The 17590-nt window shown below is 64.9% G+C and carries 12 protein-coding genes; 4 read left to right on the top strand and 8 right to left on the bottom strand.

What is annotated here, in order from left to right:
• Window positions 1-130: 130 nt before the first annotated feature.
• The 3 genes from acnA (at window position 131) to AC1RJ5_RS17475 (ending at window position 6875) form a co-directional block, all read left to right on the top strand.
• Entirely contained in the window at window positions 131-2803 is a 2673-nt protein-coding gene (gene acnA, locus AC1RJ5_RS17485; protein ID WP_342250712.1) for an aconitate hydratase AcnA, read from the top strand.
• Between the two features lie 289 nt (window positions 2804-3092).
• Window positions 3093-6122 carry a TonB-dependent receptor plug domain-containing protein gene (locus AC1RJ5_RS17480; protein ID WP_493114768.1) on the top strand — a complete coding sequence of 1010 codons (3030 nt, stop codon included), beginning with the start codon at window positions 3093-3095 and terminating at the stop codon, window positions 6120-6122.
• A 165-nt stretch (window positions 6123-6287) separates the two neighbouring features.
• A complete protein-coding gene (locus AC1RJ5_RS17475) occupies window positions 6288-6875 on the top strand; it encodes an outer membrane protein (RefSeq protein WP_493114766.1) in 588 nt (195 codons plus the stop codon).
• 58 nt (window positions 6876-6933) lie between these two features.
• Here AC1RJ5_RS17475 and AC1RJ5_RS17470 read toward each other — a convergent pair whose 3' ends face one another.
• The 4 genes from AC1RJ5_RS17470 to AC1RJ5_RS17455 all read right to left on the bottom strand — a co-directional run bounded on the left by AC1RJ5_RS17470 (window position 6934) and on the right by AC1RJ5_RS17455 (window position 13066).
• On the bottom strand, window positions 6934-9990 hold the full coding sequence (locus tag AC1RJ5_RS17470; protein ID WP_493114764.1) for a TonB-dependent receptor plug domain-containing protein: 3057 nt from the start codon (window positions 9988-9990) through the stop codon (window positions 6934-6936).
• 313 nt (window positions 9991-10303) lie between these two features.
• Window positions 10304-10768 carry an FKBP-type peptidyl-prolyl cis-trans isomerase gene (locus tag AC1RJ5_RS17465; RefSeq protein ID WP_493114762.1) on the bottom strand — a complete coding sequence of 155 codons (465 nt, stop codon included), beginning with the start codon at window positions 10766-10768 and terminating at the stop codon, window positions 10304-10306.
• 9 nt (window positions 10769-10777) lie between these two features.
• Complete coding sequence (gene mtnP / locus AC1RJ5_RS17460; RefSeq protein WP_269572848.1) at window positions 10778-11647, bottom strand: S-methyl-5'-thioadenosine phosphorylase; 870 nt, start codon at window positions 11645-11647, stop codon at window positions 10778-10780.
• Between the two features lie 3 nt (window positions 11648-11650).
• Window positions 11651-13066 carry an amino acid permease gene (locus AC1RJ5_RS17455; protein ID WP_493114760.1) on the bottom strand — a complete coding sequence of 472 codons (1416 nt, stop codon included), beginning with the start codon at window positions 13064-13066 and terminating at the stop codon, window positions 11651-11653.
• A gap of 127 nt (window positions 13067-13193) precedes the next feature.
• On the opposite strand from AC1RJ5_RS17455, the gene AC1RJ5_RS17450 reads away from it, so the two are divergent.
• Entirely contained in the window at window positions 13194-13682 is a 489-nt protein-coding gene (locus tag AC1RJ5_RS17450; protein WP_269572850.1) for a rhodanese-like domain-containing protein, read from the top strand.
• Here AC1RJ5_RS17450 and AC1RJ5_RS17445 read toward each other — a convergent pair.
• From AC1RJ5_RS17445 to AC1RJ5_RS17430, 4 genes are all read right to left on the bottom strand, one after another.
• On the bottom strand, window positions 13679-14503 hold the full coding sequence (locus AC1RJ5_RS17445) for a nuclear transport factor 2 family protein (protein ID WP_269572851.1): 825 nt from the start codon (window positions 14501-14503) through the stop codon (window positions 13679-13681). The genes AC1RJ5_RS17450 and AC1RJ5_RS17445 overlap by 4 nt on opposite strands.
• 108 nt (window positions 14504-14611) lie before the next feature.
• Window positions 14612-15382, bottom strand: a complete 771-nt coding sequence (locus tag AC1RJ5_RS17440) for a LytR/AlgR family response regulator transcription factor (RefSeq protein ID WP_269572852.1) — start codon at window positions 15380-15382, stop codon at window positions 14612-14614.
• On the bottom strand, window positions 15382-16485 hold the full coding sequence (locus AC1RJ5_RS17435) for a sensor histidine kinase (protein WP_269572853.1): 1104 nt from the start codon (window positions 16483-16485) through the stop codon (window positions 15382-15384). Before AC1RJ5_RS17435 ends, AC1RJ5_RS17440 begins: the two co-directional genes overlap by 1 nt.
• 83 nt (window positions 16486-16568) lie before the next feature.
• Window positions 16569-17384, bottom strand: a complete 816-nt coding sequence (locus AC1RJ5_RS17430; RefSeq protein WP_493114756.1) for a glutaminyl-peptide cyclotransferase — start codon at window positions 17382-17384, stop codon at window positions 16569-16571.
• Between the last annotated feature and the right edge of the window lie 206 nt (window positions 17385-17590).

Raw genomic sequence — 17590 nt, 5'->3', positions numbered from 1 at the left:
CGCCCCCCGCCCGTGCTAGCGGCACCCGCGAATCTTCGCATTCGCAGCACTCCGGTGCGCCCGCGCGGCTCTATAAAGGTGCCACGTCCCCCGAGCGCCCGGCCGGACAAAAGAAAGGACCCCGCGCCTCATGACCGCGATCGGCAACGATACCCTCGGCACCCGCGACACGCTCACTGTCGGCACCGCCAGCTACGACTTCTTCTCGCTGCCCAAGGCCGCGAAGAAGCTTGGCGACATCAGCCGCCTGCCCTTCTCGATGAAGGTGCTGCTCGAGAATATGCTGCGCTTCGAGGACGGCGTCACCGTCACCAAGGACGACGCCCAGGCGATCGTCGACTGGCAGAAGGATGCCCGCTCGAACCGCGAGATCCAGTATCGCCCGGCCCGCGTGCTGATGCAGGACTTCACCGGCGTGCCTTGCGTGGTCGATTTGGCGGCAATGCGCGATGCGATCACCAAGCTCGGCGGCGATGCGCAGAAGATCAATCCTCAGGTCCCCGTCCACCTCGTCATCGATCACTCGGTGATGGTCGACGAGTTCGGCACGCCCAAGGCGTTCGAGGATAACGTTGCCCTCGAGTACGAGCGCAATGCGGAGCGCTACGAGTTCCTCAAGTGGGGCTCGAAGGCGCTCGACAATTTCTCGGTGGTGCCGCCGGGCACCGGCATCTGCCACCAGGTGAACCTCGAATATATCTCGCAGTCGATCTGGTCGTCCAAGACCGCCGACGGCGCGACGATCGCCTATCCGGACACGCTGGTCGGCACCGACAGCCACACGACGATGGTCAACGGCCTGGGCGTGCTCGGCTGGGGCGTGGGCGGCATCGAGGCCGAGGCCGCGATGCTCGGCCAGCCGGTGTCGATGCTCATCCCCGAAGTCGTCGGCTTCAAGCTGACCGGCAAGCTCGGCGAGGGCATCACGGCCACGGACCTGGTGCTCACCGTCACCCAGATGCTGCGCGCCAAGGGCGTGGTCGGCCGCTTCGTCGAGTTCTACGGCCCGGGCCTGCACGCGATGACGCTGGCGGACCGTGCGACGATCGCCAACATGGCGCCCGAGTACGGCGCGACCTGCGGCTTCTTCCCGATCGACGACAAGACGCTCGATTACATGCGCCTCACCGGCCGTCCGGACGAGACCGTTGCGCTCGTGGAAGCTTATGCCAAGGCGCAGGGCTTCTGGCATTCGGTCGATGGTCCGGAGCCGATCTTCACCGACACGCTCGAGCTCGACATGTCGACCGTGCGTCCGTCGCTCGCCGGCCCGAAGCGCCCGCAGGACCGCGTCAGCCTCGACAGCGTCGACGAAGTGTTCAACGGCGACCTGACCAAGGTCTACAAGAAGGACCATGCCGTGCGCGTGCCCGTCGAGGGCAAGGACCACGACATCGGTGACGGCGACGTGGTGATCGCGGCGATCACTTCGTGCACCAACACCTCGAACCCCTCGGTGCTGATTGCGGCCGGCCTCGTCGCCCGCAAGGCGCGCGAGAAGGGCCTGACCCGCAAGCCGTGGGTGAAGACCTCGCTCGCGCCGGGCTCGCAGGTGGTGACCGACTATCTCAACAAGACGGGTCTGTCCGCGGATCTGGACGCGATCGGGTTCAACCTGGTCGGCTATGGCTGCACGACCTGCATCGGTAACTCGGGTCCGCTCGCCGAGCCGATCTCGGCGGCGATCAACGGCAACGACATCGTCGCTGCCTCGGTGCTGTCGGGCAACCGCAACTTCGAGGGCCGCGTCTCGCCGGACGTGCGCGCGAACTTCCTGGCCTCGCCGCCGCTGGTGGTGGCGTACGCGCTCAAGGGCACGGTGACCGAGGACATGTACGAGACGCCGATCGGCCAGGGTTCGGACGGCGCGGACGTGTTCCTCAAGGACATCTGGCCGACCAACGAGGAAGTCGCCGGGCTGATCAGTGCCAACATCGACGACCAGATGTTCCGGTCGCGCTACGCGAACGTGTACGCCGGCGATGCGCACTGGCAGAAGATCGACGTGACGGGCTCGGACACCTATTCGTGGCCGACCAGCTCGACCTACATCCACAACCCGCCCTATTTCGAAGGCATGTCGATGACCCCCGCTCCGGTCACCGACATCATCGAAGCCAAGCCCCTCGCCATCCTCGGCGACTCGATCACCACCGACCACATCTCGCCGGCCGGCTCGATCAAGGCCGACAGCCCCGCAGGCACCTTCCTGCAGGAGCATCAGGTGGCGAAGAAGGACTTCAACAGCTACGGCGCGCGCCGCGGCAACGATGAAGTCATGGTCCGCGGCACTTTCGCGAATATCCGCATCAAGAATGAAATGGTGCCCGGCATCGAGGGCGGCATGACCCGCTATGGTGGTCAGGTAATGCCGATTTACGACGCCGCAATGCGTCACAAGGCCGACGGCACTTCGCTCGTGATCGTCGCGGGCAAGGAGTATGGCACCGGCTCGTCGCGTGACTGGGCGGCGAAGGGCACCAACCTGCTCGGCGTCCGCGCCGTCATCACCGAGAGCTTCGAGCGCATCCACCGCTCGAACCTGGTCGGCATGGGTATCCTGCCTCTCCAGTTCGCCGAAGGCGTGACCCGCGAGACGCTGAAGCTCAAGGGCAGCGACACCTTCACGATCAAGAACGTGGCCGGCCTCCGCCCGCGCCAGGACGTGGAAGTCGAGCTCACTCGCGAGGACGGCACCAAGGAAACCTTCCTCACCCGTTGCCGGATCGATACCGTCAACGAGCTGGAATATTTCCTCAACGGCGGCATCCTGCACTACGTGCTGCGCAAGCTCGCCGCCTGATAGCCAAGGCGAAGAAAATCGGGGGAGGGCGGCAACGCCCTCCCTTTTTTTGTGCCTGCACCCCACCGGCAGGCGGGCATCTCTCCACGCCGCACAGGTGTGGCATTTCGGAAACACACGTCCGGAAACGGCCCGGCAACAATCCTTTCCGGCGCGGAGATGCTTTACACGAGTAAAACACTCTCTCATCCTCTCCTCCGCTTCGCCGTTGCTGCAGGGACGCCGGCGAGGAAGTGCGGGGGGTCTCCGGTCTGCCGAGAGCAGAGCCGGGGAGATTGAGGAAAAATACATGAAGACGACCACCGCACGGCTGCGCGCAAGCGCGGCCTTGTCCGCCGTTGCGCTGGCGGGCTCGCTCCTTGCTGCGCCCGCCTTCGCCCAGGAAGCTCCCACAAGCACCGAAGCCACAACCGCTACGCCGCCACAGGATAGTCCGTCCAATGACGGTGCCATCGTGGTCACCGGCTCGATCTTCCGCCAGTCGGATACCCACACCGCGTCGCCGGTGACGGTCATCACCGCGGAGAATCTCGAGCGCGCCGGCATCACCAACGTGACGGACGCCATCCGCTCGGCCTCCGCCGACGGCGCCGGCTCGATCGGCAACGGCTTCACCAGCGGCTTCTCCGCCGGCGGTGCCGCCGTTTCGCTTCGTAACCTTGGCGTGTCGTCCACACTGATCCTGGTCGATGGTCTTCGCTCGACCAACTTCCCGCTCAGCGACGACGGCCACAACTCCTATGTCGACCTCAACAGCATCCCGCTGGTGAATGTTCAGCAGGTGCAGGTTCTAAAGGACGGCGCTTCATCGCTGTATGGCGCGGACGCGATCGGCGGCGTGGTCAACATCATCACCCGCAAGCAGATGACCGGTCTCGAAGCGACCGTCGAAGGTGGCGCGACCGAGCAGGGCGACGGCGCAAAGTACCGCGCGAAGCTCCTCTTCGGCTTCGGCGACTATGACACGCAGGGCTTCAACGTCTATGTCGGCGGCGATTATGAATATGGCGGCCGCATTTCGGCTGACTCGCGCGGCTTCCCCTTCAACACGCTCGATCTTCGCGGCGTCGGGGGCAACGACAACAACCGCGCCGACGATACGCTCGGCACGCCGACGACAGATGCCGTCGTGACCCGCACGACCCAGAGCGATCTGAACAATCCGCTGGCGGGTTCAGTGACGAACGCCACGTCGCCGGCGCTCTACACCTCGCTCACGCCGCTCGCGAATTGCGCCTATGGCACCTATTCGGAGAATGGCACCCGCGTCGGCACCGCCTGCAAGCACGATCTCACCAGGGAGTATGGCCAGATCACGCCGAAGCAGCAGCGCTATGACGCCGTCGCCCGGCTGAGCTACCGCATCGGCGACAATATCGAGGGCTATGCTGCGGCCAGCTACGCGAACAGCCAGGTCGATATCATCAACGCCCCACGCACGATCCGCCAGACCCAGGCATTCGGCGGCTCGCCGTCGACCTCGACCACCAATCCGGGCATCGTACTGCCGGTCTATATCTGCGCATCGGGCGTCAACTGCGCGACCGCGGCGGATCGCCAGCTCAACCCGAACAACCCCTATGCGGCAGCCTATGCCGCAAACCCGAGCCAGGGCGCCGCACGCATCTATTACCTGTTCGGTGACATCCCCGCGGGCAGCAAGCGCACCAACGAAGTGTTCCGCTTCACCGGCGGCCTGCACGGCACCGTCGGCGACAGCTGGGACTGGAACGTCGAGGCGGGTTACTCGCACGCCCGGCTCAACTTCACCCAATATGGCTGGGCCAATCTCAACGGCCTGGTGAAGGCGATCAACACCGGCGCCTATAACTTCGTCAATCCGAGCCTCAACTCCCAGGCGGTCCGCGACATGGTGGCGCCGGCGATCACCGCGATCTCCTATTCGAGCGAGCTGACGGTGGACGCGTCGCTCAGCCGCAGCCTCTTCACGCTGCCGGGCGGCGACCTGAAGTTCGCCGTCGGCGGCCAGTATCGCAAGGAGAAGCTGACCAACAACAGCCTGAACCCGAAACTCGACGTGCCCGGTCTCACCACCGCGCAGGCCTATGGCGACCGCACTGTCTGGGCAGGTTTCTTCGAAATCGACGCCCCGGTGCTCGACATCCTCGATATCAACCTGTCCGGCCGTTACGATCACTATTCGACCGGGATCGGCCGCTTCTCGCCCAAGGCGGGCGTGAAGTTCCAGCCGATCAAGCAGATCGCGCTTCGCGGCACCTATTCGGAAGGCTTCCGCGCGCCGACCTTCGCGGAATCGGATGCGCGCAGCTCCTATTCGGGCTTTGTCGGCTATACACCGGTCGGTGATTTCCTCACCGCGCATGCCGCCAATCCAAGCTACACGGCGGCGTATAGCCTGGGTCGCGGCTATGTCGGCAATCCAGCCATCAAGCCCGAAACCGCGCGCAGCCTCACGCTCGGCGCGATCTTCGAGCCGACCTCATGGCTGAGCTTCACCGCCGATTATTTCAACGTGAAGAAGTCAAACCTGATCGTCACCGGCCCGAAGACGCCGGAGGCGATCAACGCCTACTACTCAGTCGCGGGCCAGACCTTCGCCAGCGCTGCTGCTGCCTCGGCGGCAGGCTGCGCCAAGGTCGCGGCAGTCGGTGCCGGCTATTCGTGCAATGTGATCGACGGTGCCGATCCCTTCGCGCCCAACGCGTTGCCGCGCCTGCTCGTGCTCAACGCACCCTATGTGAACACGGCCTATTCGATCATCGCCGGGCTCGAGTTCACCGCCGATGCGCGTATCAAGTTCAGCGAGGACTTCCGCTGGGAGAGCCGCATCGATGTGCAGGAGACGCTGAAATATGATCTCCACCCGGGCAGCGGCGGCGCCGTGCAGCGTTATGCCGGCACCGTGGGTCCGGAGGATCTGTCGTCGGGCGGCGGCACCCCGCGCTGGCGCGGCAACTGGCAGAACACGTTCACTTATAACCAGTTCTCGCTGAGCACGACGACCTATCTGGTCGGTTCCATGAAGGCCGTCGCGGCCGACCAGGCGAGTTCGGGGGCGAACGCCGATATTTCCTGCGCCAAGTCCGCCATCTACAAGCCGACCATCGGCAACGCCGACTTCTGCCACATCAACAGCTTCATCTACACGGATGTGAACCTGTCGGTGAAGGTCAACGACCAGTTCAGCTTCTTCGGCCTGGTGGGCAACGTCACGAACGCGCGCGCGCCGCTGTTCGCGAATACCGCCTATCCGAGCCAGGTGAACACGCTGACCTCGTGGCATGCACCCGGCCTGATCGGCCGGACGTTCCGCGCAGGTGCGAACTTCAAGTTCTAACTGCCGGCGTCGGTGATTTCTGGGGCGGTACCTTCCGGTATCGCCCCCTTTTATTGCGTCCTCGCAACGCAATCCGATCGAGCTGCAATCGCCCGAAACCCGGGCGCGATTCCGTGCCTCCAGTACCGCCTCCGCGCCCTGTGGCGCCAGTACATGGAGTAGACAATGAACAAGCTGCATATCGCCCTCATCGCCGCCACCTCGTGCGCGGCCACGCCCGCGCTGGCGCAGGATGCGGACCAGTTCACCGGGGCCCGTGCCGAAGCGACGATCGGCTTCGACCAGATCCGCTTCGACCTGGCCACTGCCAGCGACGGTCGCGAGAAGCAGGGAGATCTCGGCTATGGGGTAGCGATCGGCTATGACGTCGCGGTCGCACCCAAGCTGATCGCTGGCATCGATGTCGGCCTCAACCTTGCCGACACTGGCTACAGCTATGGCGACGCCACCGATGGCGGCGAGTTGCGCAAGCGCCGCGAGATCACCCTCGCCGGCCGCATCGGCACGCCGATCACGCCCAATACGCTGCTTTACGGCAAGCTCGGCTACGCCAATCTCCAGCTCCGCCAGGACGAGACGGTCGCGGGTGTCACCAGCAGCGCACGCAACAATCTCGATGGCGTGCTGCTCGGCGCCGGCGTCGAGGTGAAGCTGCTCCCCAACGCCTATTGGAAAAGCGAGTATCGCTACACCGACTATGCCCGCGGCGTGGTGGGCAACAACGTCACTACCGGCGTCGGCATCCGCTTCTGAACGAAAAAGGGCGGCCTCCCGAAGGAGGCCGCCCCATTTCACGAACTTCAAGCCGCTGTCAGAACTTGAAGGTCGCGCCCGCCCGGAACTGGCGGCCGATCAGGCCGGCATAGTGCCAGGTGGTGAGGAAGTTCGGCGCGCTCGCATAGGCCGCCGGAGCGATCGGTGCACGGGCATCGAGCAGGTTCTTCACGTTCACGAAGAAAGTGAAGTCGTCGTTGACGCGGAAGGTCTGGTTCAGGTCAATATTGATGAAGCTATTGACGTAGCAGAACTTCTCATAACCCGGCGCCGATGCCGGCACCTTGTACAGGTTCGCGGAGCACGACGTGGATAGGTTGCCCTGGTCGGTCGAGACTTCCTTGATCCGGCCGACATAATAGGCCGTCGCGCTGATCGTGTAGTTGCCGAAGTCGAGCGTGTTCTGCCAGTTACCGCGGATGCGCGGCGTACCGTTACCCGACGACAGGTCGTAGGGGCCGAAGCTACCGGCAAAGCGCTGGATGCCCGCCGCCGTGTCGCGGTCGTAGCGCAGCACATAGGTCGCCTCGACACGGCTGGTGAACTTCACCCCACCGCCGAACGGAGCCGAGAAGGTCGCCGAGAAGTCGAGACCCTCCGTCGTGTCCGAGTTCACGTTCACGAACGGCGCGTTGACGATCAGCACGCGCGGCAGCGCATTCGGGAACAGCGGATCGACGCCGTCGATCAGGTTACACGAATAGCCTGCCCCGACCGCGGCCACTGCGGCACAGCCTGCCGCCGACGCCGCGGCCGCCGATGCGTAGCTGTTGCCGGCAACCGAGTAATAGGCGTTGATCGCGGCCCCGGCGAGCGGACCATTCGCCACCAGGTTGGTCTTCTTCACATTGTAATAGTCGATCGTGGCGCTGAACCACTTCGCCGGCTGGAAGATCGCGCCGGCGGTGAAGCTGCGCGACTTTTCAGGCTCGAGGTTCGGATTGCCGGCGAAACCGCGGCCCACCGAATATTGGAAGTTGTACGGGTTGCCGCCGTTGGCGCACGAGCCGGAATTATTGCTGCCACCATGCTGCGCGCAGAACGCGCCCGGCGGCGTGATCGTCACGAAGCCGGCATATTGGCTGCGGGGACCGGCCTCGGCGAAGGTCGGGGCGCGGAAGCCCTGCGAGTAGGTCCCGCGCACCGCGAACTCGCGGATCGGCGTGAACTTGATACCCACCTTCGGCGAGAAGCGGCCATAGCCTTCCGAATAATGGTCATAGCGGCCGGACAGGTTGATATCGAGCGACGACAGGATCGGCGCGTCGAGCTCGGCGAAGGCGGCGTACACGGTATGCGAGCCGAACGCCGAAGAGGTCGTCAGACCGTAGGTATCGAGTGCGGCGTTCTGGTTGTTGTTCTCCAGCGTCTCATGCCGCACCTGGCCACCCACGGCGAGCTGCAACGGTCCGCCCGGCAACTGCGCCAGCTCGCCGGTGAGCGAAACGTCGGCCGAATACATTTCCGAATAGGACGGCGTGGTCTTGTCCGGCGCCAGGAAGCTGCGAACGGCCTGGGTGTTCTGGCTCGGATTGACGAAGTTGTACGCGCCGGTGTTGATCACCTGGCGCAGCGCGGCGATGTTGATCAGGCCGTGCTGGGTGATCTCCAGATTGTCGCGGGCATAGACGCCCTCGACCCGCCAACGCCAGCTGTCGTTGGCGAGGCTGCCATTGAGGCCCGCGCTGAAGCGATACACATCGTTGGTACGCTCGCTGCCGCCCGGGATGTCGCCGAACAGATAATAGATGCGGGCGGCGTTGGCGGCCGCGATCGCAGGAGTTGCGGCCGCGTTGGTGGCATAGGGATTGTTCGGATTCAGGCGCCGATCCGCGGCCGTGGCGCAGTTCGTTCCCGCCGAGCAGACGAAATACGGGAGGACGACGCCCGGATTGCTTGTCGCGACGAGCGGGCTGCCGCCGAACGGCTGGGTCTGGCGGATCGCCGACGGGAAGGCGCTGGTGATCGAGACGTAGCTGCGGCTGAAGCTGCCGGTGACATAGCCTTCGATGTTGTCGCTGAGGCGGACGCTCAGGCGGCCATTGACCGAGTAGCGCTCCTGCAGCGGCTGGATCTGTCGGTACAGGTCGGTCAGGTCATACGGGCAGCCGACGCCGCGAGCAGCGCCGGTGGTGACCGTGTAGGTCGGCCGCGCGCAGTTGGCGATGCCCAGCGCGGTGTAGGTCGCATAGGTCTGGCCGGGATCGTTGGTCACGGCGGTGCCGCCGCTCAGCGGGTTGTTGAGATCGCTCTGCGTCGTGCGCACGACATAGGCAGTGGGCGTGTTGACCGTGAGGCCGCTGTCGGCGGTGTTGTTGTCGTTGCCGCCGATCGCAGTCAGATCCTGCGTATTGTACGGGAAGCCGCGGTCATGATTGCTGACGCGATCGTCGCGCTGATATTCGCCGTTGAGATAGAAGTTGAAGCCCGACTTCTCATAGTCGCCGAAGCCCACCGTGAGATCGGCGCGAAGATGGCCCGCGTCTCCGCGCTCGGCCACGCCGCCCTCGACGGTGCCCGCGACACCGTTGAACTGCTTCTTCAGAATGATGTTGACCACGCCGCCGATCGCGTCCGCGCCATAGGTCGAGGACGCGCCGTCCTTCAGCACTTCGACGCGGTCCACCAGGCTGAAGGGTAGCGAGTTCAGGTCGACATAGGCGTTGTGGCCGTCATCGTTGATCGGGAAGTTGGTCGAGCGCAGGCCATCGACAAGAACGAGCGTCGACGAGACGCCCAGGCCGCGCAGCGACACGGCGGAGCCGCCCGCCGAGAAGCCGGTCTGGAAGCCGGTGCCGATCGAGCCGGCGCTGTCGGCCGAGATCGAGCGGATGGCGTCGCTCATCGTGGTGATGCCCGCCTTGGCCAGCGAGTCCGAGGTCAGCACGGTAACCGGCGACGGCGTCTCGGTGTCGGTGCGGCGCAGCAGCGAGCCGGTGACGACGATCGAATCGCCTTCGTCGGCTGCGGCAGGCTTGTCCTGCGGCGTCGTGCTCGTCTGCGCATAGGCAGGCGTCGCGATCATGCCGAGCGCAAGCGCCAGAGGCGCCGCGCTGCGGGCAAGACGGTGCAACTTCGTCTTGTTGTACAGCATGTTTGTTTACCCTTCGCTCCCCCGGATCGCGCCCGGGATGTTTCTGAGCGGGCTTCCTCCCAAGAGGCCCCTCTGGGAGCAGGGTGTTTCACTCCGCTTCGGTTGTAAAGAAGCAGAAACATATTCGGCAAAATGGTGAAACATTTAACGCGCCGGTGTGCCACAAAGGCAACACAGCGGCAGGCGAAGCCTGCCACCCGCGCAAGCCATCCTCACCCACGGGAAAATACCTAGGCACACGGCGGCAACCGGCGAGGATGGCGCCGGCTTCAAGCCTGGCCGGAAATATTTCCAGCCTATTGCGCGGGCCAGCCTATTGCGCGGGAATGTCGAGCAGTTCGATCTTGAACAGGAGAGTCGCGCCGCCCGGGATCGGCCCCTTGCCCTTGAAGCCATAGCCAAGGTTGGCGGGGATCGCGATTTCGAACGTGTCGCCCACCCCCATCAGCGGCACGGCGACCTGCCAGCCCCTGATCAGCCGATTGAGCGGAAACGTCGCCGGCTCGCCACGGTCATAGGAACTGTCGAACTTCTCACCGTCGATGAAGGTGCCGGCATAGTGCAGCGTCACCGTGTCGGCGACGGTCGGATGCTTGCCAGAGCCGTCCCCCTTGATCCGGCGCCAGCGCAGCCCCTCGGCCGTGCTGTGCCAGCCATCGGCGCCGTTGAGCTTGGCCAGCGCGAGCATCTGCTGGCTCTGCCAGGCCATGTCCTGCGAACGATCCGGCGCGGGCGCGTCCTGTGCAGCGAGCAGGGCGAGAGCGGCGAGAAACGACATGGGTTATCCTTAGTTGGAGAGGGCGCGGCCGGCGACGGCGTCGAGCTTGCGCAGCAGATGCGGATCGCGAGCATTGGCGGCGGTGATCAGCGCAAAGTCGAGGCAGGTGTCGATCGGCGAGGCCGGACGCTCCTCGGGCAGGTTCCGGAGCAGGTGCATCACCATCTTGCGTGCCTTGTCGGCATTGGTGCCGAGCTGGGCGATCACCGTGGCGACATCGACGGCTTCCTCGCCCTCACGCCAGCAATCATAATCGGTGACCATGCCGACCAGCGCGTAGGGCAGTTCCGCCTCGCGGGCGAGCTTTGCCTCCGGCATGCCGGTCATGCCGATGATATCGCAACCCCAGCTGCGATAGAGGTTGCTCTCGGCGCGAGTGGAGAATTGCGGCCCCTCCATCGCCAGATAGGTACCGCCGACATGGGTGGTGGCACCCGCCGCCTTGGCCGCGTCCGCCGCCAGCGCTGAGAGGCGCGGGCAGACCGGATCGGCCATCGAGACGTGCGCGACCATGCCTTCGCCGAAGAAGCTCGAGGGGCGGCCCTTGGTCCGGTCGATGAACTGATCGGCGATGGTGAAGGTGCCCGGCGCCCGCTCTTCCTGCAGCGAACCGACCGAAGAAACCGCAAGAACATCGGTCACGCCCAGGCGCTTCAACACATCGATATTGGCGCGGACGTTCAGGTCCGACGGCGAGATACGGTGCCCGCGGCCATGGCGCGGCAGGAAGACCACGCGGACATGGCCCACCCACCCGACGAAGCAGTCGTCAGAAGGCTTGCCCCAGGGGCTCTCGGTCGAGATCCATTCGCCATCCTCGATGCCCTCGACATCGTAGAGCCCCGATCCGCCGATGATCCCGATCGTCCAGCCTGCCATCACTTACCCCTTTGCTGCGTTGCGGCGTGCATAGGCGAAATAGACGACCAGACCCAAGAGGTTCCAGCAGCCGAACCAGATCTGCGTCTTGGTCGGCAGGCTGGCGAACAGATAGAGGCAGCCCAGGATCGCACCCAGGCCGACTACCCAGGGCAAGGGCGTGCGGAACGGGCGGACCATGTCGGGCGCGCGGCGGCGCATCACGAGCAAGCACAGGCCAACTGCGGCGAAGGCAGTGAGGGTGCCGGCATTGGCCAGCGCCGCGATCTCGTCGATCGGCAGGAAGGCAGCGAACACGCTCACCACACACGCCGTGAAGATGGTGATCCGCACCGGCGAGCCGCGCCGCGAGACCTTGGCCAGGCTCTTGGGCAGCATGCCGTCGCGCGCCATCACGAAGAAGATGCGGCTCTGGCCGAACAGGAAGCCCAGGATAACCGTGGGCAGCGCGACGATCGCGCTCAGCGCCAGGAACTTGGCAACGCCCGGCTGGCCGATCTCGCGCAGGATCAGCGCCAGCGGCTCGGGGCTGTCGGCGAAACGGGTATAGGACAGCGCGCCAACTGCGGCGAGCGCGACCACCATGTAGATGATGACGCAGACCACCATCGAGCCGACGATGCCGATGGCAAGGTCGCGCCCGGGATTCTTGGCTTCTTCCGCCGCGGTGGAGATCGCATCGAAACCGTAGAATGCGAAGAAGATGATCGCAGCGGCGGCCATCATGCCGCGCTCTACCCCACCCTCGCTCGCATGCTTGGCGAATCCGAAGGGCGCGAAGGGATCGAAATTGGCCGCGTTGAAATAGGGCAGCGCCACCGCGACGAACACCGCGAGCGCGATCAGCTTCACCACCACCAAGAACGCATTGATCGTCGCACTCTCGCGCGTGCCGGCAATAAGCAGTCCGGAGACCAGCCAGACGACGAACAATGCCGGAACGTTCACGCCCCAATGCGCCACCTGCCAGCCCAGCATCTGCGGGCCATGGGTCAATTCGGCAGGCACGCCCAGCCCGGTGAGAAACGGCGTCGCATAGCCGGACCAGCCGACCGCGACGGTGGCGACCACCAAAGTATATTCGGCAAGCAGGCTCCATCCGACGACCCAGGCAACGATCTCGCCAAGCGAAGCATAGCTATAGGTATAGGCACTGCCCGAAGCCGGGATCATCGTTGCCAGCTCGGCATAGGCCAGCGCGGCACAGGCGCAGATCGCGCCCGCGACGACGAAGGAAAGAATGACTGCCGGCCCTGCACGATCCGCCCCAACGCCGATCAGGGTGAGAATGCCCGTGCCGACGATCGCGCCGACGCCAAGTGCGACGAGATGCGGCCAGGACAGGGTGCGTGCGAGGCAATGCTCGGGCGGCCGGTCCTCATCCGCGACGATCTGCTTCAACCGGAACAGGCTTGCCATCTCTTATCCCCTCTCACTTCGGGAGATGGTGTAGCGCCGCTTGGCGGGCACGCAACTTTGTTTCGTTCACCACTGGTGCAGCCTGGATGCGCAATCGTTACGCATCCAAATTGCGTGGAGAAAGCCGATGCTGCTGCTCACTGCCCTCGCGCTAGGCCTCGCCGCCCCCCAGGAAGCCGCCGCCAATCCCCAGATCGACTATGCCGGCTTCGCCACGCTAACGCGCGATGTCCGGGCACTGCGCGCAAAGCGGCTCCTTCCCTTCGCGCGCTTCCAGGCGATGGCGACGACCAAGGATGCGCTGGTGCTGGATGCGCGATCGAAGGACGCCTTTGCCCGCGGCCATATCGCCGGCGCGGTCAACCTACCGCTCACCGATTTCACCGCTGAAGCGCTAGCGGAAGTCATAGGGCATAACCGCGATCGCCCGATCCTGATCTACTGCAACAACAACTTCTCGAACCATCGCCCGCCTGTGCCTCTAAAATCGGCACCGCTGGCGCTGAACATCCAGACCTTCATCAATCTCGTCGGCTACGGATATTCGAATATCTGGGAGTTGCGCGACGTCGTCGATTTCGACGACCCCAAGGTCGGCTGGGTAAGCACCACCTAGCTTGCCGGCGGCGCCTTTCTCGGCAGCGGAGCGAGTTGATCGACGAGCAACCGCCACCCCGCAGCCTCGTGGAGCCACATCCGAACATAGTGCCCGATCAAGGCGCCGTCCGCCCCCGTGATCTCGCCATAGCTATAGGCGAGATCACCAGCAGCGGATTGGCCGCCACCGAGCCGCTTGCCGGTTGCCTTCATGCCTCGCCCCGCAAGCATCACGCCCGCATCGCCGATGGCGGGCGGACCTCCCGACCGAAGCACGCGCCCTTCGGCCGCAAGAAATCCGGCTAGCGACGACGCATCCGCATCGAGGCGTCGCTCAGCCGCTTCAAGATCGTGCTTGGCCCCGGCCTTGCCCGGATTGCCGATCCTGACAACCTGCGACGGCATCGACACCTCTCCCTTGGCGAAGGGAGCCACGCCCGAATCAATCACCCACCGCCAGGTTCCATCCACCTTCCGCCAGATGGTGAAATACTGGCCGTGCGCGACGCGGTCCCCCTGGCGCATGACATAGGGCCCGGTGGTAAAGCCAAGATCGCCGGACTTGGCGATGGCCCCCGCCTCCGGCTGCCATTCCAGTTTGGCCCCCGGTGGATCGGTCTGCGTCGCCAGTTCAGGCGGGGCAGGGCGCGGCGTTGGCGAAATCAGCACCGCGTCGGGTGCGACATGGGCCCGGAAGGCCGGCGTAACCCCAAGCGCCGAGGCATCCGCGGCAAAGCGGCGTTCGGCGGCGATCAACGTATCGAAATCGTCACTGGCGGGCTTCATCGCCATCGCCATCAGGGCAGCGGCGCCCAATGCAAATATCTTCAGCTTCAACATAGATGCTCCACGGCGACGCATCGCTCATCCAGCATCCGCTACACGCGCCGCGCACCCGCACATGCCCGGTGCGATCGGGACCGCCGCGCCTGCGACAAGTCCCCAGCCCTAGAGCTTGAGCGTGGCCTCGACGCTGGCCTGGTAGTTCGGTCCGACCTGCAACACCGCCCCGTCCGACAGGACAACGCGCAGCGCTCCCTTGCCCGGGCGCTCGACGCCCACCACCGCACCGATCCGCACGATATGCGACCGGTGGATGCGCAGCATGACCGCCGGGTCGAGCCGCTTCTCGATGTCGTTCATCCGCGCGCGCAGGATATGGCTCTTGAGTGAGGTGTTGAGCAGCACATAGTCGCGTGCCGCCTCGATCCAGTCGATCGTGGTCACCGGCACCAGCACCGCGCCCTGGCGACCCGGCACCCAGATGCCCTGGTCATAGGGAATTTCCTCCACGGGCGCGGGCCGCGCCTCGGCGCGCATCGCCTCAAGCTCGGCTACCCGCCCCTCCGCATCGCGCAGCGCGCGCCGGCGCCGGGCGCGTTCGACGCCAAGCCGCAGCCGATCGAATGCGACCGGCTTGAGCAGATAGTCCGCGGCCTCGACTTCAAAAGCGTCGGCGGCGAAGCGTTCGAACGCAGTGACGAAGATGATCTCGGGCCGATGCTCACCGGGGCGCAGCGCGCGGGCAATCTCCATGCCGCTGCGGCCGGGCATCTGGATGTCGAGGATGACCAGGTCCGGCTTCAACGCCCGGATCTGCTCGGCCGCCTCGATCCCATCGCTGGCGGTGCCGGCAACCTCGACGCCCTCGATCGCGCCGAAGCCAACCTTCAGCCGGTCCAGCGCCAGCGGCTCGTCGTCGACCAGAAGTACCCGCATCACTCCGCCGCCTCCGCGCGTTGCGCCCGGTGCAGCGGCAGCGTGATAAGCGCGACGAAGCCCCGCTCGCGCGCCGTGGCAACCAGCTCGCCACCAGGACCGTAAAATGCGTCAAGCCGGTGGCGGACATTGGCAAGGCCCAGACCGGTGCCGCCCTTGGGTGCCCCGCCAAATGCCTGGCCGCCGTCATCCTCGACGCAAAGCAGGAGCGCGTCCTCGCGCGTCGCCGTCGCGCGCACCACGATCCGCACAGTGCGCCGTGATGGCGCGACCGCATATTTCACTGCATTCTCGATCAACGGCTGCAGGATGAAGCTCGGCACCAATGCGTCGAGCAATTCGACCGGGCAGATGAACTCCGCCTCGAGCCGGTCGCGGAAACGCACCGCCTCGATATCCAGATAGGACTGGATGGTCGCGAATTCCTCGTCGAGCGTCACTTCGCGCTGCGGATCGGCCTCAAGGCTGGCACGCAGGAAATCGGAGAGCTTGCCGATCATTCCCTCTGCCTCGTCATTGCGGCCGGTAACGATCAGCGAGGAAATGGCGTTCAGCGTATTGAACAGAAAATGGGGATTGAGCTGGAAGCGCAGCGCGGCAAGCTGCGCCTGTTGCGCGGCACTCTGCGCGGCAGCGAGCTGGCGCTCGCGCTCCTGCGCGACCATGCTGCTGAACACCAGCCCCAGCCCCGAAGCGTAGAGGCCATAGACCAGCACGAACGGCATCAGTCCGAAGACGAACTGCCGCCAGAGCGGTGCAGTCTTCATCCCGGCTTCCACCCGCGCTTCGTTGATGAAGATCGCGTCGAGCCAGCCATGGGCAAGCGCGAGCACCAGCGTGAACAGAGCCGCCGCGATGATCGGGGGGCGATGATCCCAGCGCTCGACCCGCATCAGCGCGGCTGCGATCAACGCGGAAAAGACGATGCCGACAACGAAGGTCTTGAGGAGCAGCACGGCCAGGCCGAACGACATGGGGTCGCCGGCGGCAAAGCCCGGCATTGACCAGAGCACCAACGCTCCGGTCCACAATGCCAGCGCAAGAAGCGTGGCGGCGCGCACGTCGCGCCTGCTCAGCAGACCCGTCATATCTTTCAGCCCCATCAGGGCCTCATATCATGAACCGCGCAACGCGGCGTCCGGTTTCGTCGCCACGAAGTCCGATCTGATCGCAAAGAACTGCGGGGTTAGCCGCCGCAGTTCGTCAGCTTCGCCGCATCGGCATTGTTGCTGACGGCCGCCCCCTGCTTCACTTCGAAGAGTTGCGGCCAATGCTTGCCGGTCACCATCACGCGCTTGCTCGCGGCATCATAGGCGATGCCGTTGGGCACGACGTCGGGGTCACTGGTCTTGGGACCGAGCGCGCTCACATCGAGGAAGCTCGTCACCTTGCCGCTGGCGGGATCGATCCGGGCGACCAGGTTGGTCTGCCAGATGTTCGCCCAGATCTCGCCGTCGATCCATTCGAGCTCGTTGAGCTGCTGGACAGGGCAGCCATTCGCCGTGACCTTGAGCGTCGAGACCGGTTGCATCGTCGTGGGATCGAGGAAGCGGAGCTCGTCGCTGCCGTTCGACATGATGATGTTCTTGCCGTTCTGGGTCATGCCCCAGCCCTCGCCCTGATAGGCAAAGGTATCGCCAAGCGTCATGTCCTTGAGGCCGTAGGTGAAGCCGGTCTGATCCTTCCAGGTCAGCTGATAGAGCTTGTCGCCGAACGCGACGATGCCCTCGCCGAAATAGGGTGCCGGCAGATCGACCTGCTGGAGCACCTTTCCGGTCGCCGGGTCGACTTTGCGGATGAACGAGGTCCCCGCCTCTCCCGTGCTTTCATAGAGCGCGCCGTCCTTGAAGAAGAGCCCCTCGGTGAAGGCGGTCGGATCGTGCGGATGGGTCGCGACGACCATCGCCGTATAGACCGGCACGCCGCTGGTGCGCAGGAGGAAGAACCACACGCCGGCCGCGATCACGGCCAGGGCGATAACTGCGAGGATAATGCGCTTCATCGCGGCGGAGAAAGCCGCGTGCGGCCGCCGCTGTCAAACCCCTTCGCGGATCGTCCGCCGCAAAAGCGGCATCACAAGGCCCAAAACACAAAAAACCGCCGCGGCGGTTGCCGGGCGGGGCGCTGTTGTGTTGGTTGCGGGAGCAGGATTTGAACCTGCGACCTTCAGGTTATGAGCCTGACGAGCTACCGGGCTGCTCCATCCCG

It is taken from the genome of Sphingomonas sp. GW822-FHT03G08, from assembly GCF_058801135.1.
Note: the sequence above shows the minus strand (reverse complement) of the source record. Positions and strands in the feature narration are given on the sequence as shown.

Excerpts from the sequence above, each read along its gene's own strand:
- acnA (WP_342250712.1), top strand. The coding sequence starts at position 131 with ATGACCGCGATCGGCAACGATACCCTCGGCACCCGCGACACGCTCACT.
- AC1RJ5_RS17480 (WP_493114768.1), top strand. The coding sequence starts at position 3,093 with ATGAAGACGACCACCGCACGGCTGCGCGCAAGCGCGGCCTTGTCCGCC.
- AC1RJ5_RS17475 (WP_493114766.1), top strand. The coding sequence starts at position 6,288 with ATGAACAAGCTGCATATCGCCCTCATCGCCGCCACCTCGTGCGCGGCC.
- AC1RJ5_RS17470 (WP_493114764.1), bottom strand. The coding sequence starts at position 9,990 with ATGCTGTACAACAAGACGAAGTTGCACCGTCTTGCCCGCAGCGCGGCG.
- AC1RJ5_RS17465 (WP_493114762.1), bottom strand. The coding sequence starts at position 10,768 with ATGTCGTTTCTCGCCGCTCTCGCCCTGCTCGCTGCACAGGACGCGCCC.
- mtnP (WP_269572848.1), bottom strand. The coding sequence starts at position 11,647 with ATGGCAGGCTGGACGATCGGGATCATCGGCGGATCGGGGCTCTACGAT.
- AC1RJ5_RS17455 (WP_493114760.1), bottom strand. The coding sequence starts at position 13,066 with ATGGCAAGCCTGTTCCGGTTGAAGCAGATCGTCGCGGATGAGGACCGG.
- AC1RJ5_RS17450 (WP_269572850.1), top strand. The coding sequence starts at position 13,194 with ATGCTGCTGCTCACTGCCCTCGCGCTAGGCCTCGCCGCCCCCCAGGAA.
- AC1RJ5_RS17445 (WP_269572851.1), bottom strand. The coding sequence starts at position 14,503 with ATGTTGAAGCTGAAGATATTTGCATTGGGCGCCGCTGCCCTGATGGCG.
- AC1RJ5_RS17440 (WP_269572852.1), bottom strand. The coding sequence starts at position 15,382 with ATGCGGGTACTTCTGGTCGACGACGAGCCGCTGGCGCTGGACCGGCTG.
- AC1RJ5_RS17435 (WP_269572853.1), bottom strand. The coding sequence starts at position 16,485 with ATGGGGCTGAAAGATATGACGGGTCTGCTGAGCAGGCGCGACGTGCGC.
- AC1RJ5_RS17430 (WP_493114756.1), bottom strand. The coding sequence starts at position 17,384 with ATGAAGCGCATTATCCTCGCAGTTATCGCCCTGGCCGTGATCGCGGCC.